The 26,685-nt window shown below is 65.8% G+C and carries 21 protein-coding genes and 1 pseudogene; 11 read left to right on the top strand and 11 right to left on the bottom strand.

Annotation, left to right across the window (positions count from 1 at the left end; all coding sequences use genetic code 11):
• Window positions 1–62: 62 nt before the first annotated feature.
• Window positions 63–1,238, bottom strand: coding sequence for an HlyD family secretion protein (locus tag AC3AP7_RS08070; protein ID WP_475764156.1), 1,176 nt, complete (start codon window positions 1,236–1,238; stop codon window positions 63–65).
• Between the two features lie 166 nt (window positions 1,239–1,404).
• Between AC3AP7_RS08070 and AC3AP7_RS08065 the strand changes: the two are divergent.
• Window positions 1,405–1,569: pseudogene (locus tag AC3AP7_RS08065) on the top strand (transcriptional regulator NanR); the annotation flags it as partial.
• Between the two features lie 242 nt (window positions 1,570–1,811).
• Here the strand turns inward: AC3AP7_RS08065 and AC3AP7_RS08060 are convergent.
• Window positions 1,812–3,776, bottom strand: coding sequence for an SMP-30/gluconolactonase/LRE family protein (locus AC3AP7_RS08060; protein ID WP_475764157.1), 1,965 nt, complete (start codon window positions 3,774–3,776; stop codon window positions 1,812–1,814).
• Window positions 3,777–4,490: 714 nt separating this feature from the next.
• On the opposite strand from AC3AP7_RS08060, the gene AC3AP7_RS08055 reads away from it, so the two are divergent.
• The 3 genes from AC3AP7_RS08055 to AC3AP7_RS08045 are packed head-to-tail and all read left to right on the top strand — an operon-like array spanning window position 4,491 to window position 6,145.
• The gene (locus tag AC3AP7_RS08055; protein WP_475768027.1) at window positions 4,491–5,543 is read left to right on the top strand and encodes an alpha/beta fold hydrolase; all 1,053 of its coding nucleotides are present in this window, start codon (window positions 4,491–4,493) and stop codon (window positions 5,541–5,543) included.
• 49 nt (window positions 5,544–5,592) lie between these two features.
• Entirely contained in the window at window positions 5,593–5,865 is a 273-nt protein-coding gene (locus tag AC3AP7_RS08050; protein ID WP_475764159.1) for a transcriptional regulator, read from the top strand.
• On the top strand, window positions 5,858–6,145 hold the full coding sequence (locus AC3AP7_RS08045) for a helix-turn-helix domain-containing protein (RefSeq protein WP_475764161.1): 288 nt from the start codon (window positions 5,858–5,860) through the stop codon (window positions 6,143–6,145). The genes AC3AP7_RS08050 and AC3AP7_RS08045 overlap by 8 nt, the downstream gene beginning before the upstream one ends.
• A gap of 159 nt (window positions 6,146–6,304) precedes the next feature.
• Here AC3AP7_RS08045 and AC3AP7_RS08040 read toward each other — a convergent pair whose 3' ends face one another.
• Window positions 6,305–6,544, bottom strand: coding sequence for a hypothetical protein (locus tag AC3AP7_RS08040; RefSeq protein WP_475768071.1), 240 nt, complete (start codon window positions 6,542–6,544; stop codon window positions 6,305–6,307).
• Between AC3AP7_RS08040 and AC3AP7_RS08035 the strand changes: the two genes are divergently transcribed.
• The 3 genes from AC3AP7_RS08035 to AC3AP7_RS08025 all read left to right on the top strand — a co-directional run bounded on the left by AC3AP7_RS08035 (window position 6,492) and on the right by AC3AP7_RS08025 (window position 10,142).
• Window positions 6,492–7,970 carry an ISNCY family transposase gene (locus AC3AP7_RS08035; protein WP_475764163.1) on the top strand — a complete coding sequence of 493 codons (1,479 nt, stop codon included), beginning with the start codon at window positions 6,492–6,494 and terminating at the stop codon, window positions 7,968–7,970. The two genes, AC3AP7_RS08040 and AC3AP7_RS08035, sit on opposite strands and share 53 nt — an antisense overlap.
• Before the next feature lie 215 nt (window positions 7,971–8,185).
• Entirely contained in the window at window positions 8,186–9,436 is a 1,251-nt protein-coding gene (locus AC3AP7_RS08030; protein WP_475763347.1) for an IS256 family transposase, read from the top strand.
• A gap of 451 nt (window positions 9,437–9,887) precedes the next feature.
• Window positions 9,888–10,142: a cation efflux transmembrane domain-containing protein gene (locus AC3AP7_RS08025; RefSeq protein WP_475764164.1), complete on the top strand. Its 255-nt coding sequence runs from the start codon at window positions 9,888–9,890 to the stop codon at window positions 10,140–10,142.
• A 159-nt stretch (window positions 10,143–10,301) separates the two neighbouring features.
• Here the strand turns inward: AC3AP7_RS08025 and AC3AP7_RS08020 are convergent, their stop codons facing one another.
• The 5 genes from AC3AP7_RS08020 to AC3AP7_RS08000 all read right to left on the bottom strand — a co-directional run bounded on the left by AC3AP7_RS08020 (window position 10,302) and on the right by AC3AP7_RS08000 (window position 14,999).
• Entirely contained in the window at window positions 10,302–10,784 is a 483-nt protein-coding gene (locus tag AC3AP7_RS08020) for a DUF2726 domain-containing protein (RefSeq protein ID WP_475764166.1), read from the bottom strand.
• Window positions 10,785–10,922: 138 nt separating this feature from the next.
• Window positions 10,923–11,924: an Ldh family oxidoreductase gene (locus tag AC3AP7_RS08015; RefSeq protein ID WP_475764168.1), complete on the bottom strand. Its 1,002-nt coding sequence runs from the start codon at window positions 11,922–11,924 to the stop codon at window positions 10,923–10,925.
• 37 nt (window positions 11,925–11,961) lie between these two features.
• Entirely contained in the window at window positions 11,962–13,287 is a 1,326-nt protein-coding gene (gene dctA, locus AC3AP7_RS08010; protein WP_475764170.1) for a C4-dicarboxylate transporter DctA, read from the bottom strand.
• A 155-nt stretch (window positions 13,288–13,442) separates the two neighbouring features.
• Entirely contained in the window at window positions 13,443–14,618 is a 1,176-nt protein-coding gene (locus tag AC3AP7_RS08005) for a UxaA family hydrolase (protein ID WP_475764172.1), read from the bottom strand.
• Window positions 14,619–14,732: 114 nt separating this feature from the next.
• Window positions 14,733–14,999, bottom strand: coding sequence for a UxaA family hydrolase (locus AC3AP7_RS08000; protein WP_475768029.1), 267 nt, complete (start codon window positions 14,997–14,999; stop codon window positions 14,733–14,735).
• Window positions 15,000–15,249: 250 nt separating this feature from the next.
• On the opposite strand from AC3AP7_RS08000, the gene AC3AP7_RS07995 reads away from it, so the two are divergent.
• Window positions 15,250–16,035 (top strand): GntR family transcriptional regulator, encoded by a 786-nt coding sequence (locus AC3AP7_RS07995; protein WP_475764173.1) that lies wholly within the window; start codon window positions 15,250–15,252, stop codon window positions 16,033–16,035.
• 13 nt (window positions 16,036–16,048) lie between these two features.
• Here the strand turns inward: AC3AP7_RS07995 and AC3AP7_RS07990 are convergent, their stop codons facing one another.
• Window positions 16,049–16,585: a DUF3005 domain-containing protein gene (locus AC3AP7_RS07990; protein ID WP_475764175.1), complete on the bottom strand. Its 537-nt coding sequence runs from the start codon at window positions 16,583–16,585 to the stop codon at window positions 16,049–16,051.
• An 815-nt stretch (window positions 16,586–17,400) separates the two neighbouring features.
• On the opposite strand from AC3AP7_RS07990, the gene AC3AP7_RS07985 reads away from it, so the two are divergent.
• Window positions 17,401–19,701, top strand: coding sequence for a PAS domain S-box protein (locus tag AC3AP7_RS07985; RefSeq protein WP_475764177.1), 2,301 nt, complete (start codon window positions 17,401–17,403; stop codon window positions 19,699–19,701).
• A gap of 34 nt (window positions 19,702–19,735) precedes the next feature.
• Window positions 19,736–23,464, top strand: coding sequence for an EAL domain-containing protein (locus AC3AP7_RS07980; protein WP_475764178.1), 3,729 nt, complete (start codon window positions 19,736–19,738; stop codon window positions 23,462–23,464).
• A gap of 24 nt (window positions 23,465–23,488) precedes the next feature.
• On the opposite strand, the gene AC3AP7_RS07975 is transcribed toward AC3AP7_RS07980, so the two are convergent.
• The gene (locus AC3AP7_RS07975) at window positions 23,489–23,782 is read right to left on the bottom strand and encodes an antibiotic biosynthesis monooxygenase family protein (RefSeq protein ID WP_475764180.1); all 294 of its coding nucleotides are present in this window, start codon (window positions 23,780–23,782) and stop codon (window positions 23,489–23,491) included.
• Window positions 23,783–23,866: 84 nt separating this feature from the next.
• Window positions 23,867–24,634, bottom strand: coding sequence for a hypothetical protein (locus AC3AP7_RS07970; protein WP_475764182.1), 768 nt, complete (start codon window positions 24,632–24,634; stop codon window positions 23,867–23,869).
• Between the two features lie 809 nt (window positions 24,635–25,443).
• Between AC3AP7_RS07970 and AC3AP7_RS07965 the strand changes: the two genes are divergently transcribed.
• The gene (locus AC3AP7_RS07965) at window positions 25,444–26,610 is read left to right on the top strand and encodes a porin (protein ID WP_475764184.1); all 1,167 of its coding nucleotides are present in this window, start codon (window positions 25,444–25,446) and stop codon (window positions 26,608–26,610) included.
• The last annotated feature ends 75 nt before the right edge of the window (window positions 26,611–26,685 follow it).

Genomic DNA, 26,685 nt, shown 5'->3' with positions numbered 1-26,685 from the left:
GACAGGTCTCGCCGGGGGGAAGCCCCGCTCGCCCGGGCCTGAGGCAGCAGGCAGGCGATCGCTCACAGCCTTCCCCGTAGCCAGCCGGACAGCCCGCTCGCGAGGCCGCCCGAGCGCGGCCCAGGCGGCGTTTCCACTGACGCGACGACCGACATGCCCGGCAACAGGGCGGCCTGCGAGTTCTGGTCAGGGTCGAGCGTGATCTTCACCGGAAAGCGCTGCACGACCTTGGTGAAGTTGCCCGTTGCGTTGTCGGGTGGCAGCAGGGCGAACTGGGCGCCACTGGCCGGCTGGACGCTGTCCACCGTCCCTCTGAATACGAGATCCGGCAGGCTGTCGACCCGGATGGCGACATGCTGTCCCGGATGGATGCGTGCCAGCTGGTTCTCCCTGAAATTGGCGACCACCCACACGTGCGGCAAAGGAACCACGTCGACGATCAGCGTGCCGGCGCGGACGTACACACCGGGGCGGACGTGACGTTCACCGATGACGCCATCGACCGGGGCCGTGATGCGTGTCCAGCCAAGATCGATCTTTCGCGAATTCAGTATCGAGCGCATGGCCTCGACCGAGGCTTTTGCCTCGTCGATGGTTGCGTTGCCCGTCTGCACCTGCTGCCGGGCCGCCATCCATTCGGCGCGGCGCTGTGCCAGGTTGGCGCTCAGGCGTCTGACTTCCGCGTCGATGACGTCGACCTGCTGGCGTGACGCCGAACCGCTCGGAAGCATGGCGTGATAGCGGGTGCGGTCAGCCGCCGCGCGGTCCAGATCCGCCTGTATGGCCTGCATGGCTGCCGCGGCCGCCGCCACCTGGTCCTGCTCATAGCGGTTCTGGCTGATGGCATGGGCGAGCGCGGCGTCGGCACGCTCGGCGTTCGCCTGTGCCTCGGCCACCCGTTCGCGGTAGTCCACATCCTGCACGAGCGCCAGTACGTCGCCGGCATGCACGCGCTGGTTATCGCGGACCGGTACGTCGGCGAGATACCCGTCGACGCGCGCGGCGACCGGTGTCACATCGGCCCGCACGTAGGCGTCGTCCGTACTCTGCACGCCGCGCCCGGACAAAGCGGGATACCACGCGGCGATCACGGCAGCCAGAAGTACGGCGGACACCAGAATGACGCGTTTCGCCGTGCGTGCCCGAGTTGTCCCGTGAGGCCGCCCGAACAGCAACGCCCAGCTTCCCTTGCGGCCGTGACGGGCGGTACGCACCGGCTCACCGTCCACGTCCGTCATCGATCGTCGAATCATCAGCCGTCATCGCAATAATTACCAAATGGTAATTATATGACAGTGGCGGGCCAAGTCAACCGACCGCCGGCCGATGTTTCTTCCGGGCGGCGCCCACCAGGCCGCCACGCCTTTCTCACAGGGATTGACGTGCGCGACGACTTCGCGCGGTAAGATTGCCCGGATGACCGGCAATCCGATCTTCCCGGCGATCGGGGAGTCGCCGTTCCGCCGGGCCAGCGAATACTACCGGCCCAGGGTCCGCGCGCCCGGCGCCGAGGCGTTGACGCTCGCCGGGCACGAGCGGATCGCCGGCGCCATCGCGTCGCACGATGGCGCGACGACCGAATTCGGCATCGCGCGCACCTGGACGGATGCCGCGGCGATGCTCGCGGCAGAACAACGGGCCGCGTCGCGGCATTCGGCACGGCAGACGTCATAGCGGACGTCATAGCAGACGTCATAGCGGACGCGGCCGGCGACGCGCCGATCGTCGTGGCCAATCTCACCCGCCAGGCGCCGGCGCATGGGCATTGCAGCCGTTCGGGTGCAGCGAACGGACGATCCGGCTGTGACGACTCAGCTTGCGCTGAACGGCGACATCGTCGTGGTGCCGCTCGCGGTCGGCGGCATCCAGCGATACACGACGATGCTCGATCCGTTGTAGTTGTCCTTCGTGACGACGTATTCGCCGCTCGAACGTTGGTAGGCGCGCAGGCCGTACATGGAATCGACGTCGTTGCCGACGTAGACGCTGTCCGGACTGCTGTCGATGAACGTCGTGTCGATCTGGCCCGTCGTCAGGTTGAACGCGTCGATGTTCGGCACCGTATGCACGTAGCCGACGAACAGTTCGTTGCCCGCGGCCGCGATCGACTTCGGGTTCGCGCCCGCTAGCGTGATCACCGGGTCCGGCGTGCTGTGGTTGCCGGCGAGCCAGCCGTGATAGACCTCGATGCGCGAGCCGATCGCGGTCCAGTCCGTGCTGCCCGGGATGCCTTGCGCGAGGATCATCGTGTCGCTGGCGGGCAGGTAGAGGATGCGCGTGAGCGGCAAAATCGTGGCCGGAACCGGCACCGCGACCGGCGCGCCCCAGACCGGCTTGCCGGTCGCGTCGAAGCCGGTCAGCGGATAGTGGGTGATGGCGTTCGTCTTGTCGAGGCCCGCCCAGACGCCGCCGTTGCTGTCGAGGCAAAAGCCGTCGCGCACGGGCGCCGTCGCGCCGAACGCGGGGCCGGGCAGCGTGCTGTCCGGAATCGCGATGTAGCCGCTCGCGGCGTTGAAGTGGAAGAAATAGAACGTGTCGGGATTCTGGCTCGCCGCGACGAGAATCCGCTGCCCGTTGACGCTCGCGAGCTGCGCGAACTGTTCGCCGCGCTGCGTGTCGGCGAGGTTGATGCGCGGATCGGCCGGGTAGGCTACCGGATCGACGGTGTTTGCAACGAACGTGCCGCCCGCGGTGCCCGAATAGATCTGGGTGCCGCTGTAGAACAGCGTGCCGTCGGTGACGGGGTCGGGTGCCGCGTTCCCTTCGAAGTTGACCGACTGGATCGTCCAGAGCGGGGTCCCGGTGGGAGCGAACGCGTGGATGTCGGTGCCGCCGTTGCGGCCCAGGTCCCAGGAGCCGCCCCACGGATTGTCCAGCACGTACAGGTTGCCGGCCGCGTCCTTGCCGAGGCCGGTCACGCGCGTGAAGCGCAGGTTGCCGACCTGGCCCGCAAGGCCGGTGACCGTGTTCAGATACCCGCCCTGATCGCCGAACGTGCCGGCGAGATACGGCGTGCCTGTGACGTTGTAGATCTTCACGTCCATGTCCGGTCCCTCGTCGCCGACCAGCAGTTGCCCGCTCGACGGATCGAAGTAGAGCGACGACGGCTGCGCGTTCGCGGGTAACGCAAGCGTATTGCGCTGGACGCCGTTCGCGTCGAACTCGACGACCGTGCCGGCGCTCTTGCGCGCGACCCAGAGGTTGCCGTTGGCATCGACGGCGAGCGCGCCGGGCCCGGCCACGCCGATATCGCGCTGCCAGGCGCCGTCCGTGGTGAACACGCGCACGCGATTGCCGGGGAAGTCGCTGGCATAGAGCAGGGCGCCTGCGGTCGCGAGGCCGGTCACGACGTCGGCGAGGTGCTCGGTCGTATCGGCACTGACGGCGATGAGCCGATCGCGCGCGTGACTCGCGCGGTTGTAGCGGCCGACATCGCCGCTGCCGTAGCTCGCATTGAACTGCATCGCGACGAACAGCGACGTTGCGTTGCCGGTGATCGCGCCCCCCTGAAAATCGCTGTGACCGCCGATCGAGCCGGCGTTCTGGCCGTTCTGATAGAGGGCGACGCCGCCTTCGTTTTCGTCCCACATCGAGGACGTGTAGATCGTGCCGTCGGGGGCGACCCACATCGAGCGGGCGACGTTGCCGACGCGTGTTGCATTGGTGCCGTAGGTGTTGGCCAGCCAGTCGGTGGTGTATTGCGCTTCGCAAGCCGGTGCGAATGCGCCGCTCAAGGCAGCCGCGAGAACCGCGGCGCAGATTTTTGCGGAAAACATGAAATCAGATCGTCTTCAAACGTACTCGCGCGCTGCGCGCGTAGAGGGCGGGGTTGCAAGACCCGGGAATGCAAGGGACCCCCTGACGATTCGAATCGGTGCGTCGCGCGAGGCACGCGCGACGCGTCGAATTGGTGTGGGATATACGTGAAGGGTTAACGGCGGGGGCGGGTGGGAGTTTAGGGGGACCCGGCAGCAGCGAGCCGCCGCCTGCGGGGCGTCTGGAGCGTCGTTGACGTCGATCAATGCCCTACCGGCGTCGAAGATCGATAGTGTCCTTCATCGCCCACGGCGGTCATGAGTGAGGAGGTCGGTTTGCTATTTCAAGGCAAACACGGACTGAGCGCGGGAATCGCGAATGACGCCCGCATTGCGTCCGGTTGCGCCAAGGCGATGCGCAAAGCCGGAACCGGATCCTGGCCACATCGAGGCAATCGTACATGTCGCGCGTGGCGTCGTTCGGCGTCGCAAGCGTCCTCAAAATGGGCGCATACAGATTGCTGGACCATCGCGCCACCAAGCAGGCTCGCCATTTGAAGCGCGTGGAACAACGTTTGATGGCGCATTCGACGAAGCTACGGCGATAGCGCGCTTCGCATCGAGATTCCTCGCCGCGCCGTGTCGGCGCGTTGCTCAAAAGGACACCCCATGTCGAAAAAATCCTCCGTCGGATCCTCCGGACTCTCGCTGTTGAGCGTGCCGGCGTTCTGGCCGATGGCCATGGCGAAGGCCCTGCTCGACGAGGAACGCGAGCTTTACGCAAAGAACCTCAAATTTGTCGACGAAGAGATCAGGATCCACGAGGAACTCAGGCCCAGGCTCGCGACGCCGAACCAGGCCCGTCTCGATCTTCGCACCATGGTCTTGCGCGACTACGGCACACCGGGGACGGGCATGCCGACCTTGGTGAATGCGCCGTATGCGGGCCATACGGCCATGATCGCCGACTATCGGGCAGGGCAGAGCCTCGTCGAAACGCTGCTTGCAAACGGCATTGGTCATGTCGCGCTGACCGACTGGAAGTCCGCGACCATTGACATGAAGGACCTGGAAATCGACGATTACCTCGCCCAGATCGTTGTCGCGATCGACGACCTGGGTGGACGCGTCAACCTCGTGGGACTGTGTCAGGGTGGATGGACCTCGGCAATGATTGCCGCGCGCTTTCCCGACAAGGTCAATACGCTCGTTCTTGCAGGCTCGCCTATCGATACCGATGCCGGCAACGGGTCGATCAAGCGCATGGTGCATGAATCACCGCTTTCGTTTTACGAGGAGCTCGTTGCTCTGGGGGGCGGACTGATGCAGGGCAAATTCATGCTGCAGGGATGGAAGAATATGCACCCTGCCGAGCATTATGTTCAGGATCAGATCGACCTTTATGAGCATATCGACGATCCAGCGTACCTCGCGAAAGAGGAGGCGTTCGAGAGCTGGTACGAGAACCCGATCGATTTGCCTGGACGCTGGTATCTGCAGGTGATCCAGCAGCTCTTTCAGGAGAACCGGCTGGCGAGGGGAAGTTTCATCGGGCTTGGCCGGCCACTCAACCTGCGCAGGGTCACTTGCCCGGTGTTTCTGCTCGCCGGCGCCGCCGACGACATCACGACCCCCGAGCAGGTGCTCGATACGAACCGGTACATCGGTACGCCACCTGAGCGCATCGTCTCGAAGACAGTGCCAGGTGGGCATATTGGCCTGTTCATGGGGGCGCGGACGCTCGAGGAGCACTGGCCCGAAATCGCTCGATGGATCGCGAGGCAATAAGCGCGGCAGCAATATTGGCGGGCGCTATAGCCGCCCGGGAGCGAGTGATATGGTCACTGGGCGCGACGACGAGCGCGAAGCTTTCGTCAACTGGATCGCTAACAACCCGCTGACAGGCGATGTGATACCCGGCGCCGGGGGACTTCGGAAGGTCCGCTGGTCCCGCGCCGGCATGGGGAAACGCGGCGGCGCGCGCGTCATCTACTACAACCTGCTCGATGACGGCAAAATCTGGCTGCTGATCGCGTACACAAAGGCCAAGTTCGACAACCTGCCGACAGCCTTTCTCAATCAACTTCGTGAGGAAATCGAACGTGACTAAGGATCTCGAAAAGTTTCATGCGGACTTGATGCAGTCCGTGCGCGACATGAAGGCCGGTCGCGCGGCGCGCGTGACGCGCGTTAAACCGACCGAGGCGTCGGTGGCCCGCGCCAAGGTAGGCATGTCGCAGTCCGAGTTCGCGGGCCTGCTCGGCGTGTCCGTGCGGACGTTTCAGGACTGGGAGCAAGGCCGACGCAATCCGACCGGCGCGGCTCAAACGCTGCTGCGCGTAGCCACACTGCACCCGGAAGCCCTGAAAGACGTCCAGTCTGCCGCATAGCCGAGCCAGCGACGCCGGGAAACAGAAGCAGAAGCGCCCGCCGCGCATCAGCGCGAGCGGGCGCTTTTGCTTTACAGCGCGGGGGCGGTAGGGGGCGTACCTGCATCCCTACAACGACGCGATCATCTGCTTGCGGCGATGTTTCACATCGAAAGCGGCTCACCAATCGATGCCTTGATTGCGCGCATCGCTCGGCAAAGCCTGCGCATCATAGTTTACATAATATAAATTATCAACCATATTGATGTAGCGGCTAAGTTGTAATGTCCGCTTCTGGCTAAGTTCAGATGTCCGCTTTTTCGACGCGTAAGCTGTCCGGCTGCCGTTTCCGGCGCTGGAGGCTTCGATGGCTGCAACAGAGCGGATAACGATGACGATGCGCGAACTGGACCGGGTCAAGGTGATTCAGGGCGTGGCCGACGGGATGCTGAAGCCGTGGCGTGCGGCTGAGCGGCTTGGGCTGACGACGCGGCAGATCCGGCGACTGGTTGGCCGGTGGCGCGAGGACGGGCCACGCGGCCTGATCTCTGGCAAGTGCTCGAAGCCGAGCAATAACCGGCTGGATGCGGCGACGGCTGACCGGGCACTGGCGATCATCCGTGAGCGCTATGCGGATTTCGGGCCAACGCTGGCTTGCGAGAAGCTGGTCGAGTGCCATGGCATCCGGCTCGCGAAGGAAACGGTGCGGAGGCTGATGACGGATGCCGGTCTGTGGGTGCCGCGGCGACAGCGTCCACCGAAGGTGTACCAGCCGCGGGCACGCCGGGCGTGTCTGGGCGAGCTGATCCAGATCGATGGCAGTGAGCACGCGTGGTTCGAGCAGCGCGCACCACAATGCACGTTGCTGGTGTACGTGGATGACGCCACGAGCCGGCTGATGCATCTGCACTTCACGGCGAGCGAGTCGACGTTCAGCTATTTCGAGGCGACGCGTGCGTACATCGAACGTTACGGCAAGCCGGGGGCGTTCTACAGCGACAAGGCCAGTGTGTTTCGCAGCGCGTCCGCGGCCAGTACGGGGCGCAGCGTGACGCACTTCGGCCGGGCGATGTACGAGCTGAACATCGACACGTTCTGCGCGAACTCGAGTTCGGCCAAGGGGCGCGTGGAGCGCGCGCATCTGACGCTGCAGGACCGTCTGGTGAAGGAGTTAAGGCTGCGCGGCATCAGCACGTTGAGCGACGCCAATGCCTTTGCGCCCTCCTTCATGGCCGCGTACAACGCGCGCTTTGCAAAGCCACCGCGGAGCACCTTCGATGCACACCGTCCGCTGCGTGAGGATGAGGATCTCGATCTGCTGATGACGTGGCGCGAGACACGCCGTGTGACGAAGTCATTGACGGTGCAGTACGACCGCGTGCTGTACCTGCTGGATGACACGGTCGCCAATCGCCGGTTGATCCATCGGTATATCGACGTGTGGGAGTATCCGGACGGACGTATCGAGATTCGCGCAGATGGCTGCGTGCTGGTGTGCCGGCAATATGACCGGCTGGCGGAAATCGATCAGGGCGCCGTGATCGAGCACAAGCGGCTGGCGCATGTGCTGCAGGTCGCGCAGGCGGTACAGGCGCAGCGCGACAACCGGCGGGCATCGGACGCTCCGTCACGCACGAATCAGGGCCTTGAGGTGCGCAAACCGGGACGGCCGCCGGGGACAAAGAAGCAGCGCGAGTTCACGCAGGCCGATGTCGAACAGGTCGTCACGGCACTCGCGCAAAGCAGAACAGCACGTTCTTCCAAACCTGGCCGGCGGGCTGCGAGGAGCCGTGGACCTGACGTAAGCACCCTGCCCGTTCAGGCGCAATCCTTCGACACTGCGTGAGTTGAAGCGTCAGGAAACAGAGTTTTAACCCTTGCAAAAGCGGACATTTGAACTTGGCTGGAAAGCGGACATTTCAGAATGGCCTAGACAAAATTCCGGTAGCAAAGCATATGGGATACGCCACGTTTGAACCTGAGCACCGGGCGAACACGCAAGTTCGCTGGGCCTGTCGGGAATTTCGTGTTTAAGGCATAACATGCTCCCAAGGAGAGTTTATGCCTCGCAAACCTAAAGCCCAGCCGGCGGATCTGCCGGCGATTCCCGCCGAGTTGCTTGAGCAGTTCGGCAACGGCCCGATGACAGCCGAAACCATTAGCGCTGCGACGATGGCCTTCAAGAAGGCCCTGATCGAGCGTGCGCTGAACGGAGAGATGAACCATCATCTCGGTTATCCCACTGGCGCGGCCAGGCCGGCCGACGTTACCAACCAGCGTAACGGCCGGGGTGGCAAGACGGTTCTGACCGAGCATGGTCCTGTCCGTATCGAGGTACCGCGCGATCGTGACGGTAGCTTCCAGCCGATCCTGATACCCAAACACGAGCGACGCTTCACCGGCTTCGACGACAAGATCGTCGCCATGTACGCCCGCGGCATGACGGTCCGGGAAATCCAGGGCTTCCTGCTTGAGCAATACGGCACCGAAGTCTCGCCCGACTTCATCAGCTCCGTCACCGACGAAGTCATGGCCGAAGTCACCGCCTGGCAAAGCCGACCGCTTGAGCCGATGTATCCGGTCGTGTTCTTCGACGCCTTGCGCGTCAAGATCCGCGAAGACGCCGTGGTCCGCAACAAGGCTGTCTATCTGGCCTTGGGCGTGCTGCCCGATGGTTCGCGTGACATTCTCGGTTTGTGGATCGAGAACACCGAAGGCGCCAAATTCTGGATGAAGGTATTCAATGATTTGAAGACGCGCGGCATTGGCGACATTCTGATTGCCGTGACCGACGGCCTCAAAGGCATGCCCGAGGCGCTGGCAGCTGTGTTTCCTGCAACGACGCTGCAAACCTGTATTGTCCATCTGATTCGCAATAGCCTGGCCTACGCGAGCTGGAAGGACCGCAAGGCGCTGGCGGCCGCGATCCGGCCGATCTACACTGCGCCGAGCGCCGAAGCCGCGCAGGCCGAACTCGATGCCTTTGCCGAAAGCCCGTGGGGTCAGAAATTCCCGACAGTCAGTGTTGCCTGGCGCAGCGCCTGGGACCGCGTGATTCCGTTCTTCGCGTTCCCCCCGGACATTCGCAAGGTTATATACACTACGAACGCCATCGAGAATGTCAACTCGCAACTACGCAAGATCATCAAGACGCGCGGCCATTTCCCAAGCGACGATGCCGCGACCAAGCTCATCTGGCTGGCATTGCGGAATATCACCGCCGACTGGGGACGCGCAGCAAAAGACTGGAAAGCGGCCATGAACCAATTCGCTATCCTCTACGCGGATCGATTTGTTCGGCCATCCGTGTGATTCTCAACCCCGCCTTGAACACGGAATTCCTGACACCCCCAGTTCGCTACGCTATATTGTCGACCTCGGTACACCTTCGAGCTTGCATCCATGGATCGACAGACTGAGAGGCCGAGCGCTACCGGCGAATTCCAACGGAATCAACTGCAGCGCCGTGGACTTACTCTCGAGTACATCACACTGGCATGGAACGTCGTTGGGGTTGTGATCGTCGGGCTTGCCGCCATAGCCGCGCGTTCGGTAGCCCTTGCAGGCTTTGGACTGGATTCCCTGATTGAGATATTTGCTTCAGTCGTGGTCGTCTGGCATCTGGCAGGTACCAGGGTCAACAAGGAGAAACTCGCGCTGCGGATGATCGGAGCGGCCTTCATCGTGCTGGCCGTCTACATCGTGGTTCAGACGACGTATGTGATCACCGCCGGCGGGCGCCCAGCACCTTCGCCCGCTGGCATTGCATGGCTCACGGCAACGGTCATCGCCATGTCTGCCCTGGCTCGCGGCAAGTCTGGACAACGCGGTGCTCATCGCGGAATCGCGCGTAACCGTCATCGACGCTTATCTCGCGATAGCTGTGCTCATCGGCGTCGTACTCAACGCGGTTGCCGGATGGTGGTGGGCGGATCCGCTCGCCGGTCTTGTGATCGTCTACTACGCAGTCGTCGAAGGCGTGGCTCACTGGCGGGAAGGAAGCTCTGTAAATAACTAGGCGCCTGCGTTCGACCACCGTGCCGCTACCCGCTACCCGCTCCCGCTACTCGGTCCGACAGGCCGCGCTGAGCCGCGCCGGAACCGTTGCGACTCCGCAGACCCGCCGATGCGACCCGCCGCGCCGCGCACGTCGGACACTCCCGACGCCAGGCACCCTCTAGACACCCCGATACGCCGCAAGGTCCAACACTGCCTTGAAATCGCGCTGCAGCACCTCGACATCGGTATTCACGCTGCCATAGCGAATCACGTGCAATCCGGCCGCTCCCGCAATCTCGTCTTTCACACGATCCCGCCTGCGCGCCGACGCGGATGCATGACTTCGATCATCCAGTTCCACCACATAAAGCACCTGCCCCGCCTCTGTACAAACGACAAAATCAAACACTTTCCGATCGAACCTGTTACGCCCCGCCCTGCCCGCTCCCTTTACATCAACCAATGCCGACATCGCCACCTGAACGTGAATAACAGCCTCGGGTAAAGCCGCCCGCAACCGTCGAAAGAACTCAAACTCGCGGCCCGTCAAAAGATCACGCCTGACATATTCAAATCGAATACGCCTTTTACTCTTCGAAAGGCCAGCGACAAGAAGCAGCAATGCCGCCGCAACGAAAATCAGCACCAGCCCGAATCGCATAACGTTTTCCTCACTCGCTAAAAAACGTCAATAATATTCACATTCAGGCAATGCCTCTACCTACACTTTCTACTGGTCTGATCCATTCCGATCCGTCGCATCCGGGTGTCTCCGCACCGTCCTGTTACCGCCAGGATGTCATTCCGCCAGCGCGCGCAGTTGCCCGAGCAACGCGTCCGGAATCTCGATGCCGTCGCGCGCTGCCATCTCCGCGAGCGCTGCACGGCGCTGTCCCGGAAGTCGCACATCGGCGTCCTCCAGCATGATGGCGACCAGCGCTTCCACCCGCGACAGGTAAGCCGCTCCTCCCGCCAGCGCATCCGGATCGATTGCCCAGAACAGGTGACCGATCCTCGACTTCTCGCCCTCGTCGGTCAGAAACGAGCCGGCTTCGTAGCCAAAATTCGCGCCCGCCAGCGCGGCAGCCAGAAGTTCGACCATGAGCGCGAGCATCGCGCCTTTCGCCCCGCCGAACGGCAACATCATGCCGTCGAGCGCGGCCCTGGCGTCGGTGGTCGGCGCGCCGTCGCGCGTCGTAGCCCAGCCCAGCGGAATCGGCTTGCCTTCGCGGGCCGCCACCATGATCTTGCCGCGTGCCACGGTCGATAGCGACAAGTCGATCATCAGCGGCTCGCCGTCCCGGCGCGGAAATACGGCCGCCAGCGGATTGGTGCCGAAGAGGCAACGACGGCCGCCCCACGCCGGCATTGCCGCAGGCGCATTGCTGAATGCAAGCCCCACCAGCCCTGCCGCCCCGACCGCCTCCAGGTGATACGCGCTCGCGCCCAGATGATGACTGCGCCGAACGCTCGCCACTGCGCTGCCCTGCTCGCGCGCACGCCCGATCAGCGTTTCGATGGCAAGCTCGCAGGCAGGAAACGCCATGCCATCCGCCGCATCGATCAGCACGGCCGCTGGGCGCACGGTGACGATCGCCGGCCTCGCGTGCGGATCGACTCGCCCGTTGCGCAACTGCGCGACATACATCGGAAGTCGGGAAACGCCGTGCGACGACAGGCCCCGCTCGTCCGCATAAACAAGCGCCCGCGCGGTAGCCGTTGCCGTTTCGGCCGTCGCGCCCGCGCACTGCATCGCGCGTGTAGCGAGGGCCAACAGATCCCCCGACGAAATGCGGCTCATGTCGGAACTCCTTCAGGAAACATGTTCACTGCGGCGCTCAATCCGGTGCGTAATCCGGTCGCGCCGCGTCGCCGATGCCCGCCACGTTGTCCTTTTCGCCGCCGCCGTGTGCGGCGCGCGGCTCGGCGAGCATCCTGCGCGCAGCGGCCGCGTCGAATGCCCCCTCCCATCGCGCAATGACAATCGTCGCGACCGTATTGCCGATCATGTTGACAAGGGCGCGGACCTCGTTGAGCACGCGGTCGATGCCGATGATAAGCGTAATGCCCGCGACCGGAATGATATTGTGCGTCGCCAGGGTGGCGGTCAACGCCACGAGCGCGGCGCCCGCCACGCCCGCGCCCCCCTTCGAGGTCAGCATCAGGATGGCGAGCAGGCCAAGCTGCTGGAGCGGCGACAGATGCGTGTTAGTCGCCTGCGCAATAAAGAGCGAGGTCATCGTCAGATAGATGGCGGCGCCGTCCAGGTTGAACGAATAACCGGTCGGCAACACCAGACCCACGACGGGTTTGGGACAGCCCAGACGCTCGAGCTTCTCCATCAGCCGCGGGAGGACGGACTCCGTTGTCGACGTGCCGAGCACGATCAGCAGTTCTTCACGCAGGTAGCCGAGCAGCGGCAGCAGCGGCACGCCTGCCCAGCGGCAGATGGTTCCCAGCACCAGCACGACGAACAGGATGCTCGTCAAATAGAAGCAGACGATCAGCAGCCCCAGCTGCTGCAGCGTGCCGATACCGTACCTGCCGACCGTGAACGCCATGGCACCGAACGCGCCGAGCGGCGCGAGCCGCATGATCAGCTCGACGATCTTCATCAGCGCTTCGCCGGCCTGCTCGATCACGCTGGACAGGAAGCGGCCGCGGCCCGACATGATCGACAACGCCACACCGAAGAGCACCGAGAACAGCAGCACCTGTAACAGGTTGCCGCGGGCAAAGGCCTCCACCACGGAGTTCGGCACGATTTCGTCGAGAAAGCCCTGCGCGGCCACGGTGTGCGCTTCGGCCATGTAATGGCTGACGGCTTGCGTGCCGAGGGTCTTCGGGTCGATGTTCAGCCCCGCCCCCGGATGCAGGACGTTCGCGACGACGAGACCCAGCACGAGTGCGAGCGTCGTGACCGCTTCAAAGTAGCAGACGGTCTTGAGTCCGACACGCCCGACATGCTTGAGGCTTTCCATCCGCGCGATACCCACCGACACGGTGCAAAAAATCACCAGGGTAATGAGCATCTTGATGAGACGGATGAAGACGTCGCCGAACGGCTTCATCTGTACGCCGAAACCGGGCGAAAAATAGCCGACGAGAATGCCGAGCGCAAGTCCGATCAGGACCTGCACGTAAAGATGTTTGAGCACGCGCAAGATGGTGTCTCCTCCACTCGCTGCTGCTTGAATAGGCAGCGTCGCGCACGGGGTGCCGTGGCTGGCTCAGCCCTGCCGCACCGTGCGCGCGCTGTGGCGAAACGCTGCTCGCGAGGCCCGCCGGAGGCGGCCCTCACGAGGACGGCGTTGCGCTATCAGGCGCTTTCGAACAGACGCGTGAGCACGAATTCACGGTGACCCAGCGCTTCGGCGGCGGTCAGTCGGCCGTTGGCTGTCGCGAGCATCATCTTCAGCAGCGTGTCGCCGGCCTGATCCAGATTCTGCTCACGCTGCAGCAGACCCGACACATCCACGTCGATATGCTCGTTCATCGTGCGCACCGTGCGCGGATTCGCGCAGATCTTGATCACCGGCAAGATCGGATTGCCGATCACGTTGCCCTGGCCGGTCGGGAAGAAATGCACCGCGTAGCCCGAGGCCGCGCACAGCGTCACCATCTCGGCGGCCGCCGACGACGAATCCATGAACCACAGGCCCGGATGAGCCGGCGCCTCGGCCTTGTCGAGCACGCCGTCGACGCGGCACTTCTTGCCGATCTTCTGGATGTTGCCCAGCGCCTTTTCCTCGATCGTCGTCAGCCCGCCCGCGATGTTGCCCTTGGTCGGCTGCGACTCCGACAGATCGTCTGTCTTCCAGCGGTTGATCATGTCCTGGTAGCGGTCGAACATGAACTGGAAGCGCTCGCGCACCTGGTCGTTCGCGCAGCGCGCCGCGACAAGCTGTTCTCCCCCTGTCAGCTCCGAGGTTTCGCCGAACACGAGCGTCGTCCCGAGACCGTAGAGCTTGTCGAACGCATTGCCGACCGTCGGATTCGCGCCGCACCCCGACGTGGTATCCGACTCGCCGCACTTGGTGGACACCCACAGGTCCGATATCGGACATGCTTCGCGCTCCAGCGTGCTCGCCCACTGCACCATCTCCTTCGCGGCCTTCGATGCGCGCAGGATCGTATCGTGATCGCCGTGCAGTTCGATGCCGAAGCCCACCACGGGCTTGCCCGACTTCGCGATGCCCTCGACCACGCGCTGGGTCCAGCCCTCCTCGATGCCGATCACCACGACCGCGGCGACGTTCGGGTTGCAGCCCGTGCCGATCAGCGTGCGAAAGTGCAGATCGAGGTCGGCGCCGAACTGCAGGCGGCCGTACGGATGGGGCAGCGCCATCGTGTCCTTGATATTGTGCGCAACAGCCTCGGCGGCCGCGTTCGACAGGTCGTCGACGGGCAGGATGATCACATGGTTGCGCACGCCGACGCGTCCGTTCTGGCGGCGATAGCCACGGAAAGTGGTGTTCTGGTCTATGACGCTCATGGTGGGTCTCTTCAGTCCGGCTGTAGTCAGGGTCAGGGAGCCGCCGGCCTTGCGCGCGCGGCGGCCTCCCGGCGGATCTTGCTGGTGTTGCGGGTTTTGCGGATCTTGCGCGGCTTACCAGCGCTTCGTCTTGATGTTGTGGACGTGCGCGTGCTCACCCGCCGCGATCGGCGCCACCACCTTGCCGATATCGACGCCGTACTTGTAGACCGTGTCGCCGACCGCCATGTCCTTGAGCGCCACCTTGTGGCCGATGGGAATGTCCTGCTTCGCGCTGACGCCGATGACCTCGTCGTCGTCCATGATCCACGCGTTCAGTCTTGTCCCCGCCGTGATGCCCTCCACGACCGCCACGCCGACGGTGTCCCTCGCTTCGTGCATCACGAGGTGGATCGTTCTCTTCTGCCTTGCTGCATGGGTCGAACTGCTGGCCGCTTGCGCTTCGTCGCTCATCGCTGTCTCCATTCCGGTTAGGGGATCGGTGATCGGTGGTTCATCACCCTGTGTCCGATCTTAGGCGGCGAACACATTCATGTCAACCATATCATCTATATGTGTTGAATGAGTGAAACGAGGGGGCCCGGGTATAATGAGAAGAGATAGATCGCCACAGAAAACGAGAGCGCATGCGATGAAGACGCTGACCATCGGCCCGGATAACGCCAGTGCCGCGACGGCCACGCCCACGATCGGCGGGACGCGCTACAAGGAAGTGAAGAATGCGATGCTCGCGGCCCTTTCGGCGAGGGAATGGAAGGGGGGCGAAGCCATCCCGTCCGAAAAGCGTCTCGCCGGGCGGTTCGGCGTGTCGATCGGGACGCTGCGCAAGGCCATCGACGAACTGGTCGCCGAGAACATCCTCATCCGCCACCAGGGGCTCGGGACGTTCGTCGCGCAACATCAGCGCGACCGCCACTTTTTCCGCTTTTTCCGGATCGTGCGCCAGGACGGCGACAAGACCTACCCCACCGTGAGCCTCGTGTCCTTCAGGAAGAGCAAGGCCTCACCGGAGTTCGCGGCGATGCTCGGCATCGAGCCGAACGCGCGCGTATTTGCGTTTGTCAACCAGCTCGCGCTGCACGGCGAACCGGTGATGACCGATAGCATCACCGTCGCCGAAGCGCGCTTTCCGGGCTTGACGGAGGCCGCCCTGCGCGAGCGGCCGGGCACGCTCTACAACTTCTATCAGGACGCCTTCCAGATCAACGTCGTCGATATCGAAGAGCGCTTGCGCGTGGCCGTGGCAAGCGCGACGGAAAGCGAACTGCTCGGCGTGCCGCTTCACGCGCCTTTGCTGGAAGTGCGACGGGTGGCGTACTCGTATCATCAGAAACCCGTCGAAGTGCGCATCTCCCATGTCAGCACTGCGCGGTACGAATACGTCGGAACCTCCGCCTCGCACGACCAGCCGCTGTAAGCGGCCCGACAACTCACGCCGCCGGCGGCTCCAGGCGGATCAGATGCTCCTCGCGCGTGCCCTCCCCGTGCGCGACCGTGACCGTGCCGGCATAGCGGACCGTCCAGCCCGGCCGGGCGACGACGCGCGGCACGACGCCGCCGGGCCGGCTATCGAATCCGCCGAGCCCTTCGTCCGGCGTGTCGACGTTCTCATCCGGCGACGCGTTCGAGTAGACCACGTTGTCGTGGCGCTCGCGCCTGTCCGCGCGCGCCTCCATGCCCTTGCCGTCGACGTCGACCGCGTCGTCCGTCGCGGCCATGTTCGCGTTGTCGATCGACACGATCCGGCTCGCCGCGCGCTTCACCGGATCGCCGCTGTCGGCCTCGTATCTGTCGAGATCGATCGGCGGCAGGCCGGTCGGCGCCTTGCCCGCAATTGCCGTCGGCGACAGCTTGCGGCGCGGGCGGCCGGAACTCGCCGCCTCGTCGCGCGCGGCGGTTGCGTCGTGCTGCGTCGGCTGCGCGCCATCCTGCTGCTTCGGGGGGGGATTCGATTCAGCGTTTGCCATGGGTTCCTCCTGAGTGAGGACGTAACGTGGGACGTCATTGAGGATATCGCGGGAGACCGAGCCGGAAACCTGACCGGTGCGCCCGTGGCGGACGCGCGCCGGCATGCGGCGGCGGCACCGGCGGCTCGGACGGCGGCTGTCCGGGCGGTTCGCGCCCGGGCTCGCGGTACGGTTGCGGCGGTTCCGCGGGCACGTCGTCGTCGCCGCGATCGGGCGGCGTGTACTCGGGGCCGGGTTTCGCCGGTTCGGGAGACGGGCTGTGCAGCAATCGGTCACGGGGCGCGTTCATCGGGCCTCCAGTCGCGGGTCGGTTGTGTTCGGTTGTCTTCGGTTGTGCTCGGTTGTCTTCGAACCGGCAAGCCGCGTGCCCGCCCCGCTACGCCCATGGACAGGCGTTTGCGGTCGCGCCGCATCGCCCCGGCGCCGCGCGCGTGCAATCGTTACATCCCGGTGTGCAGATCCTGCCCATCGTGACGGGCGAATGCGCGCGCCCGCCGCGATGCGCGCACCACGCGCCTCCAGGATCAAACCCGCGGCCCCGACCCGCGGCCCTGCTCCGCTGCCCCGCCGGGGCCGGCGGCTTCGGCATCCGCCGGATGCCGTATCATGGGTCGCGTGCCGCGACGGTTGCGGGTTTATCCCGATCCATGCGCGCGCCCGCGGGTCGTTATAGCCGATAGTGGCGGGAATCCGGTTTGCAACATGCGGCTGGCCGGCCGTTACGCGCACCGGCCCGTCCGTATCGCGGCAGTCTGCCTGCGTCGTTTCGCCATCGTGCGGCCGCGTGCGCCTTACCTCGCTTCGAACAGACACTCATGTCGAACATGGAATTGACGCGACTGGCGACCCTGCACGATCTCGGCGTGCTCGACTCGCCCCCCTCGCCCGAACTCGACCGCATTACCCGGATCGCCAGCCGCGTGTTCGCCGTGCCGATCGCCCTCGTGTCGCTGGTCGACTGCGATCGCCAGTGGTTCAAGTCGCGCACCGGCCTCGCGGTCCAGGAGACGCCGCGCGACATTTCGTTCTGCACGCATGCGGTCGAGCGCAACGAGACCTTCGTGGTCGACGATGCGCACGCGGACCCGCGCTTTGCCCACAACCCGCTCGTCACCGGCGCCCCCGGCATCCGTTTCTACGCGGGCCGCCCGTTGCGTTCGCTCGACGGCCTGCCGCTCGGCACGCTGTGCGTGATCGACCGCGTCGCGCGTCATCTGGGCGACGAAGACCGCGTGCTGCTCGACGATCTCGCGACACTCGCCGAGCAGTACTTTCATGTGCGCGAATCGCAGCGCCGGCTCGAACGCGCGCGCCGCTCGCAGGCGCGCACCGAGGCGCTGTACGCGCGCATCGTCGAGCAGGCGTCGGCGGGCATCGCGCTGGTGTCGGCCGAGGGCCGCTGGCTCGAAGTGAACGCGCAGCTCGCGCGGATGCTCGGCTACCCGCCCGCGCAACTGCTCGGCATGACGTTCCAGCAGATCACGCACGCGGACGATGTCGAGGACAACGTCGCGCGCTTTCGCCGGCTGCTCGCGAACGAAGTCGCGCAGTACACGATCGAAAAGCGCTTCGTGCGCGCGGACGGACACGCGGTCTGGACGCAGGTCTCGGTCTCGCGCCTCGTCGATCCGCTCGCCGACGGTCCGCGCGTGATCATGGTCGCCACCGACATCGACGCGCGCAAGCAGATGGAGCTCGATCTCGCCGCCTTGCGCGCCGGGCTCGAACTGCGCGTCGCCGAGCGCACCGCGCAGCTGAACGACGCGGTCGCCACGCTCACCCGCGAGGCCGAACAGCGGCGCAGCGCCGAGCAGCGCGTGTACGCGGAGCGCGAGCGCTTCCACGCGACGCTCGAAAACGCCACCGACGCGTTCGTCGAGGTCGACGCGTCCGGCCGCATCGAGATGTGGAATCGCGCGGCCGAGCAGATCTTCGGCTGGAGCAAGGCCGATGCGATCGGCCGCGTGCTCGGCGAACTGATCGTCCCGCGCGCGCAGCGCGCCGCGCACGCGGCGGGTTTTGCGGCGGCGCTCGCGACGCGCCGCTGGAAGCTGATCGGCAGGCGGATCGAGATGACCGCGCAGCGCAAGAACGGCCAGCCCTTTCCCGTCGAGATGACGCTCGGCGTGACCACGCTCGCGGAGCGCACGCTCGTGAGCGCGTTCCTGCAGGACATTTCGCAGCGCAAGCTCGACGAGAAAACGATCCGCCAGGCCAACCTGCGCCTGAAGACGATCACCGACAACCTGCCGGCGCTGATCGGCTATCTCGACGCAGACGAAATCTACCGCTTTCACAACCGCCAGCACGAGGTGTTCTTCGGCGGCACGCTGGTCGAGATCGACAACCGGCACGTGCGGGAAATCTTCGGCGCGCACCCGTACGAAGTCGCGCAGCCGTATCTGCGCCGCGCGCTCGCGGGCGAGGAAGTGTCGTTCGAATTCCAGACCAGCGAGCGCGCGGGCGAACGGTGGCTCCACATCCACCTCGTGCCGGACCGCGCGGACGAGCCCGCGAGCGGGCCCGAGATCGCCGGCGCGTATGTGCTCGCCACCGACATCACCGCGCGCAAGCGGCACGAGCACACGCTGCGGCACGCGGCGACGCACGACTCGCTCACCGGGCTGCCGAACCGGCGCTCGTTCGTCGCGCGGCTCGACGCGGCGATGGCGTACGCGCGCGAGCAGAGCACCCCGCTCGCGCTGATCTTCTTCGACCTCGACGACTTCAAGCAGATCAACGACCAATACGGGCACGACGCGGGCGACGCGGTGCTGCGCCGGATCGCGGCGATCGCGCGCGGCGTGTTCCGGACCGGCGACTTCGTCGCGCGGCTCGCCGGCGACGAGTTCGTCGCGTTGCTCGAACACCTGCCGGCGGCCGGCGGCGAACTCGAATCGATCTGCACGCGGCTCGTCGCGCAGGTGAGCGCGGTGCGGGAGGTCGACGGCCGCGCGCTGCAGTTGTCGGCGAGCGTCGGCGCGGCGCTCGCGAGCGGCGAGATCGACAGCGCGACGCTGCTCGCCCGCGCCGACGAGGCGATGTACCGCGCCAAGCGCGCCGGCAAGAACCGCTTCGTGATCACGACGTGCCGCTCGTCCGGCGCGCCCCTCTAGCACCGCGAACCGCCCTCGCCTGGAGCCCCTCACGATGAACACCCATGCGTTGCTCAAAAGCGTCTACGCGAGGATGTTCCTGATCATCTGCGCGGCCACCGTCCCGGTACTCGCGGGCAGCGGCTATGCGCTGTACCGCCATACGCGCGCGGTGCAGCAGAGCACGCGCGACGAAGCAAGCCGCTACCTCGAAGTGGCGGCCGAGTACACGCGCGCCGAGATCGCCGGTGCGAGCGAGACGCTCGACGCGATGTCGGTGGCGCCGTCGATGCGCGCCGGCGACTGGGCGCAGTGCCCGCGCTACCTGGCCGCCGTGCTGGCACTGCGCGCGCAGCGCTACGTGAACTTCGGCGTCATCGGACCGGACGGCAACGTGCGGTGCAGCGCCGTCAACAAATCCGGCCACGGCCCCCTCTATCTCGGCGACCGCGGCTACTTCCGCCGCGCGCTGCAGCACGACGGCGCGGTGCTCGGGCGCTACCAGCTCGGACGGCTGACCGGCGAGCCGGCGCTGGTGGTCGCGATGGCGCTGCCCGGCGCCGACGGACGCCCCGCCACCGTGCTGTTCGCGGCGCTGCGCCTGCCGGCGCTCGCGCATGTCGAACGCGCAACGGACGGCGACAGCGGCATCACCGTGGTGGACCGCCACGGCACGATCCTGTTCTCGTCGAACGCGGCGCTCGGCCGCGTGGGCGACACGATCACCGCGCCGCTGGTGCGCCGCGCGATCGCGCAGCCGATGCGTACCGTGCAGTTCGTCGCGCCGCCGGATTCGCCGCTGCACCTGCTCGGCTCCGCGTCCGCCGGCCTGCCGGGCGACCCGGGTGCGGCGATCGTGCTGTTCACGTCGCGCGGCAAGCGGATGTTCGCCGGCCTCTACCGCGACCTGTGGGCCGGCGCGCTGATCACGCTGCTGCTCACCGCGCTCGCGCTCGGCGCCGGCTGGACCGCTACCCACGCGGTGCTCGGACGCGACATCCGGCGCCTCGCCGACGCGGCGGCACGGCTGCGCCAGCGCCGCTTCGACACGCGGGTCGCGAGCGACGTGTCCGCCCGCGAGTTCCGGCTGATCGCGGTCCAGCTCGACGAAATGGCCGGCGAGCTGGCACAGCGCGAGCAGGACTGGCGGCTGTCGCTGCAACGCCAGTCGCGCCAGGTCGACGTGTTAAGACGCATCGCGCAGAACGAGCCGCTCGCACACGTGCTCACCCGTCTGTGCGAATTCGCGCAACAGCAGATTCCCGATGCGGTGGCGTCGGTGATGATCGTCGACGGGCGCGGCGAGTCCGTCGTCGAGTGCATCGCGCCGCAACTGCCGGCGACTTACCGCGATGCGCTGATCGGCGCGCGCGCGGAGCCGGGTGCGGGGTCGTGCGGGACCGCGATCGCGGAACGGCGCATCGTCGTCACCGAGGACATCGCGCACGATCCGCTGTGGCGCGACTATCGCGCGCATGCGCTGCCGCATGGACTGCACGCGTGCTGGTCGCACCCGATCGTGTCCGCCGGAAGCCGCGTGCTCGGTTCGTTCGCGCTGTATTTCCCGGCTCCGCGCAAGCCCGCCGCGGGCGAGCTGCAGATCGGCCAGATGGGCGCCGAGCTGGCGGCGGTCGCAATCGACCGGCACCAGACCGGCGAGGCACTGCGGCAGTCGGAAGCGGAATATCGCGCGATGTTCGAAAGCAACCCGTACCCGATGTGGGTCTGCGATTCGGCGAGCGGCGCGTTTCTCGCGGTCAACGACGCGGCGATCGCGCATTACGGCTACTCGCGCGATGCGTTCCTGCGCCGGCACGAGGCCGACCTCGACATGGGCCCCGCCGCGCCCGGCAGCCATGCGCGCGAGGCCGGGCTTGCGTCGGGCACGCATGCGCGGCTGCATCGCGACGCGAAAGGCGGCGTGCTGCAGGTCGAGGTCGCGTATTTTCCGCTGCGCTTCCAGGGGGGCGACGCGTCGCTCGCACTGATCTCCGACGTCACGTATCGCCGCTCGCTCACCAACACGATCCGCGAGCAGCACGCGCTGTTCGAACTGCTGATGGAGTCGACCGTCGAGGCGATCGGCGGCTTCGACGGGCATGGCCGCTGCACCTTCGCGAACGCCGCCTGCGAGCGGCTGCTCGGCTATCGCACGAGCGAGCTGGTCGGCCGCGAACTGCGCGCGCTCGTCGCGGACGGCGGTCAGGCCGACCATGCAGGTGAGGCGGGACACGCGGGACACCCGGGACACGCGGGCCGCCTCGCGCCGCACGCGGCCGGCCTGCCCGGGGCGCTGGCGCCAGGCGCGCACGCGCACGTGGAGGACGGCGTGTTCCGGCGCAAGGACGGCACCCTGCTGCCGGTCGAATACTGGGTCTACCCGATCGTGCGCGACGGCGCGACAGCCGGCTCGATCGTCACCTTCCTCGACACCACCGAGCGCCGCCGCCAGCAGGAGGAACTGCGCCGCCGCGCGACCTACGACGCGCTGACGGGCCTGCTGAACCGCGCGAGCTTCGTCGCCGCGCTCGACGCATGTCTCGCGCGCCCGAACGCGCCCGAACGCGTGGCGGTCGGCCTGCTCGATCTCGACGGCTTCAAGGAGATCAACGACTCGCTCGGCCACGAGGCGGGCGACCAGTTGCTGCGCGATGTCGGCGAGCGGCTGCGCAGCGCGCTCGGCAGCGCCGCGGAGATCGGCCGCATCGGCGGCGACGAGTTCGCGTTCGTGCTGCAGGCGCCGCAGCAGGAAGCGCTCGTCGCGCTCGTCGAGGAGACGCTCGATGCGTTGCGCTGTCCGTTCGCGATCGCGGGGCTCGACCTGCAGATCGGCGCGACGATCGGCGTCGCGTGCTTTCCGGGCGCCGGCCACGACGTGAAGACGCTGCTGCGCAGCGCCGACGCCGCGATGTATGCGGCGCGCCGCGAGGGCCGCCGCTTCGACGTGACCGACCGGGTCGACTACGGCAATCCGCGCCCGTTCCTGATGAGCGAGCTGCGCCACGCGCTCGACGGACGCGAGTTCGTGCTGCACTTCCAGCCGAAGGTACCGCTGCAGGGCAAGACGCGGATCGGCTTCGAAGCGCTGCTGCGCTGGGACCATCCGGGCGTCGGCCTCGTGAGCCCGGGGGAATTCATGCCGCTGCTGGAACTGAGCGACCTGATCCATCCGCTCACCGACTGGGTGATCGAGTCCGCCGTCGCGCACTTCGCGGCGGTACTTGGCGAGCACGACGAACTGTTCGTGTCCGTGAACATCTCGACGCGCAACCTGCTCGACCTGCAGTTCGCCGAGCGGGTGCGGCGCGTGCTGTCGCGCCACCGCTTCGCGCCGCACCAGCTGAAGCTCGAAGTCACCGAGAGCGCGGTGATGTCGGACCCCGAGCGCGCGCTCAAGGCGCTCACCGAGCTGCACCGGCTCGGCGTGCGCATTGCAATCGACGACTTCGGCACCGGCTATTCTTCGTTGTCCTATCTTCAGAAGCTGCCGGTCGACGATCTGAAGATCGACCGCTCGTTTGTCATCGGCATGGCATTCAGCGACGCGTCGACTACCATCGTGCAGTCGATCATCTCGCTCGCGCACAGCCTCGGCATCTCGGTGACCGCCGAGGGCATCGAAACCGAAGATACGCTGAACCGGTTGCGCGCCGCCGGCTGCGATTATGCGCAGGGTTTCTACATTGCGCATCCGATGCCGTTCGACGCGCTGCGCGACTGGCTCACGCGCAGCCCGTGGTTCACCGGCCGGCCGCTGCGCTGGCGCGCGGCGCCCGTGACCTGACGGGCCGCGCGCGCTGCGCGCTCCTCAGCGAACCGCGACCTCGGTATGCCCGACAACCGGCGGCTGCGCGAAATACGGACCGACGAGGCTGCGCCAGGTCTGGAAGTCCTCCGAGCCGCGGAAATGCACCATGTGATCATCGAGCGTTTCCCACTGGACCATCAGCACATAGTGATCCGGCTGTTCGATGCTGCGATGCAGCTCCACGCCGTGGCAGCCTCGCGCACGGTGAAACAGCGGCAGCGCCTGCGCGACGCCCGCCTCGAACGCTTCTTCCTTGCCTGCTATCACGGCGATATTCGCCATTTCGTAGATCACACCCTGCTCCTCTGAAGTTGATGGGCCGCGCGCCGCGCGGCAACCGGTCGTCCGTGAACCGCGCCCGATTCTAGCGCGCGTTCGTCACGGCTGCTCGCCGCCCGCCGCAAGCGCTGTCTGCGCGCGCATCAGCCACTCGCGGTTATGCTCGCGTGCGTGCCGCGGCCAGTGGCGCGCGTCATTGACGATGTCCTGATAGAGGCTGCGCGCCCGCGCGCGATCCGCGCGCTCGGGCTGCGCCGCCAGCCAGTCGGCGAACAGGCAGCGCGGCGCCGCGTCGCTTGCGCAACTGAGCGCCTGCTCGAACGCAGCGCGCGCGCCCGGTGCGCCGAGCGCCGCCTGCGCCCGCGCATACAGCAGCGCAGGCTCGGGCTGCTGACGCATCTGCGGCGCGGCGCCGAACAGCGTCGTCAGCGTGGCGTCGCCCGCTGCGGCGTCCCCGAGCGCGACCTGCGCGCGCGCCATTCCCAGCAGCACGGCCGGATCATGCGCGAACGGCCCGTTCGCTGCCGCCTGATAGTGGTCGAGCGCGCCGCGCGCGTCACCGGCGTCGAACAGCGCGGCGCCGAGACGCAGCCGGTGCTCGACCGTCGGCGCGCGATCGAAGTTCGCGCGCGCGGCGCGCACCGCGCGGTCCGGATCGACGAGGCGCGTGAGCGCGCGCGACGCCGCCCGCCCGCCGCGCGACCCGCGCAGATCGGGAAGATAGACCGCGAACAGATACACCGCGCTGCCGAGCAGCGGAAACAGGAACAGCAGCAGGAGCCAGTACATGTTCTGGCCGGTGCGGACCGCATGGATCGCGAAAAATATCGCGATGATGACGTAAAGACCGATTCCGAAAATAGACATGGACATAAAACCTGAAACGTTGCGACGCGTGCCGAAGCGCGCTCTGACAGCGTGATCGTAAACGAATCGCGGCGGGGACGGGGAAAATGGGGCGCGGCTCGCGCGTGCCGATACGGCCGTACGGCGCAGGAGGACGGGTGAAACGACGCTCAGACGCGGGACAAAAAAAGACCCCAACGGGCCACGTTGGGGTTGACAGAGGTATGAACGCTCACTCGAGGGTGCGAGAAAGCGCGATGCAAGAATAGCGTCGCGGGTCGTGCACCGACAGACAGGATCTGGAAATTCAACGTTCCAGATTTCGCACCAAAGATCGCCCGCCGGTCGATCTGCGTCGGGCCGGTGCATGGCGCACGAAACCGGCACGCCGATGCACGATGCCGGTTCGCACGTCCCGGCCACGTGTTGCGGATTCACCACGGTCCGCGACATTCGCGTCACCCCGCGCGCAGCGGATTTATTTCATGGTTATATTGGTACGCAGCTTCGCGAATGAATAAATCTATCCGGATAACAGAGCACATTTTTTCACTATTTTTATTTTCCGGTTATTGATCTTGATACCCTTTTTATCCGGCTGATTCCAGACATCGCGCATGGACCGCCCAGTGCGGGCCCATGCGCCATTCTGTCGCAGTCCCGGACCCGTTCATCTCATCTGGCGTAATGCGATTCGTCGCAATTACGGGGGGAATCGTTTTATCCCGCATCCGGCAAGACCCATCCGGCAAGACCCGTCAATTCACTCTCATTGTCCGGCCGGATTCACTCTCGCAGCCGTTACTGATTCACTCATGGAGCTTACAGATATGAAAAAAAGCCTGCTCAGCCTCGCCGTCACCGGCGCGTTTGCCGTCACCGCGCACGCGCAAAGCAGCGTGACGCTGTATGGCCTGATCGACACGGGCCTGCAATACACCAGCAACGAAGGCGGCAGCCACAACTGGCAGGAGGTCAGCAGCGCCACGCAGAACACGGTGTTCGGCCTGAAAGGCAGCGAGGATCTGGGTGGCGGACTGCATGCGATCTTCAAGCTCGAACAGGGTTTCAACCTGAACAACGGCGGCATGGCGTTCCCCGGCGACGGGTTCGGTTCGCAGGCGTGGGTCGGCCTGCAAAGCGATGCGTATGGCACGCTGACGTTCGGCCGTCAGTTCGATGTCCTGAACGATCTGCTCGGTCCGCTCACGGCCGGCAGCAATACGTGGGGCGGCAACCTTGCCGCGCATCCGTTCGAGAACGACAATCTGGCGGCCGACTCGGTGGTGCCCAACAACACGGTGAAGTATGTGAGCCCGACCGTTCACGGACTGTCGGCCGAGGGCATGTACTCGTTCAGCAACGCCGCGAACGGCTTTGCGAACAACCGCGCATACGGTTTCAGCGCCGGCTATTCGCAAGGCCCGCTCAATCTCGCGGGGGGCTACCTGCAGTTCAACAACGCCGGCGGCGGCGTGCTCGGCACGAACGACAACGGTGCGGTCGCACAAGGCGACGGCAGCGCGAACTTCATCGCCGCCCGGCAGCGCATCTGGGGCGTCGGCGGCAGCTACGCGATCGGGCCGGCGACGCTCGGCCTCGTGTGGAGTCACACGCAGCTCGACAATCTGTCGAGCGTGCTGTCGCTCGGCCTCGGCAGCTACATGGCGCTGCCCGGAAGCCTGCGTCTCGACAACTACGAGCTGAACGCGAAATATGCGCTCACGTCGGCGCTCACGCTGTCGGCAGCGTACACGTTCACGTCGGGCCGCTACAGCGATGCCGGCACGAGCGCGTCGCCGGGCTGGAACACGGTGATGCTGCAAACCGATTATTCGGTCAGCAAGCGCACCGACTTCTACCTCGAAGGCGTGTATCAGCACGTGCATGGCGGCCCCGCCGGCACGGTGCTCGACGAGGCAATGATCAACACGGCCGCGCCGTCGTCGACCGACTCGCAACTCGTCGTGACGGTGGGCATGCGCCACACGTTCTAGGCGCAAGCGTTGCCGATCGGGTGCGGTCCGCGAGGTTTGCTGCGATGCCGGCGTCGCGATCACCTGTAACACTAC

It is taken from the genome of Paraburkholderia sp. PAMB 6770, assembly GCF_057748135.1.
This window is presented reverse-complemented; position numbering and strand designations above follow the sequence as displayed.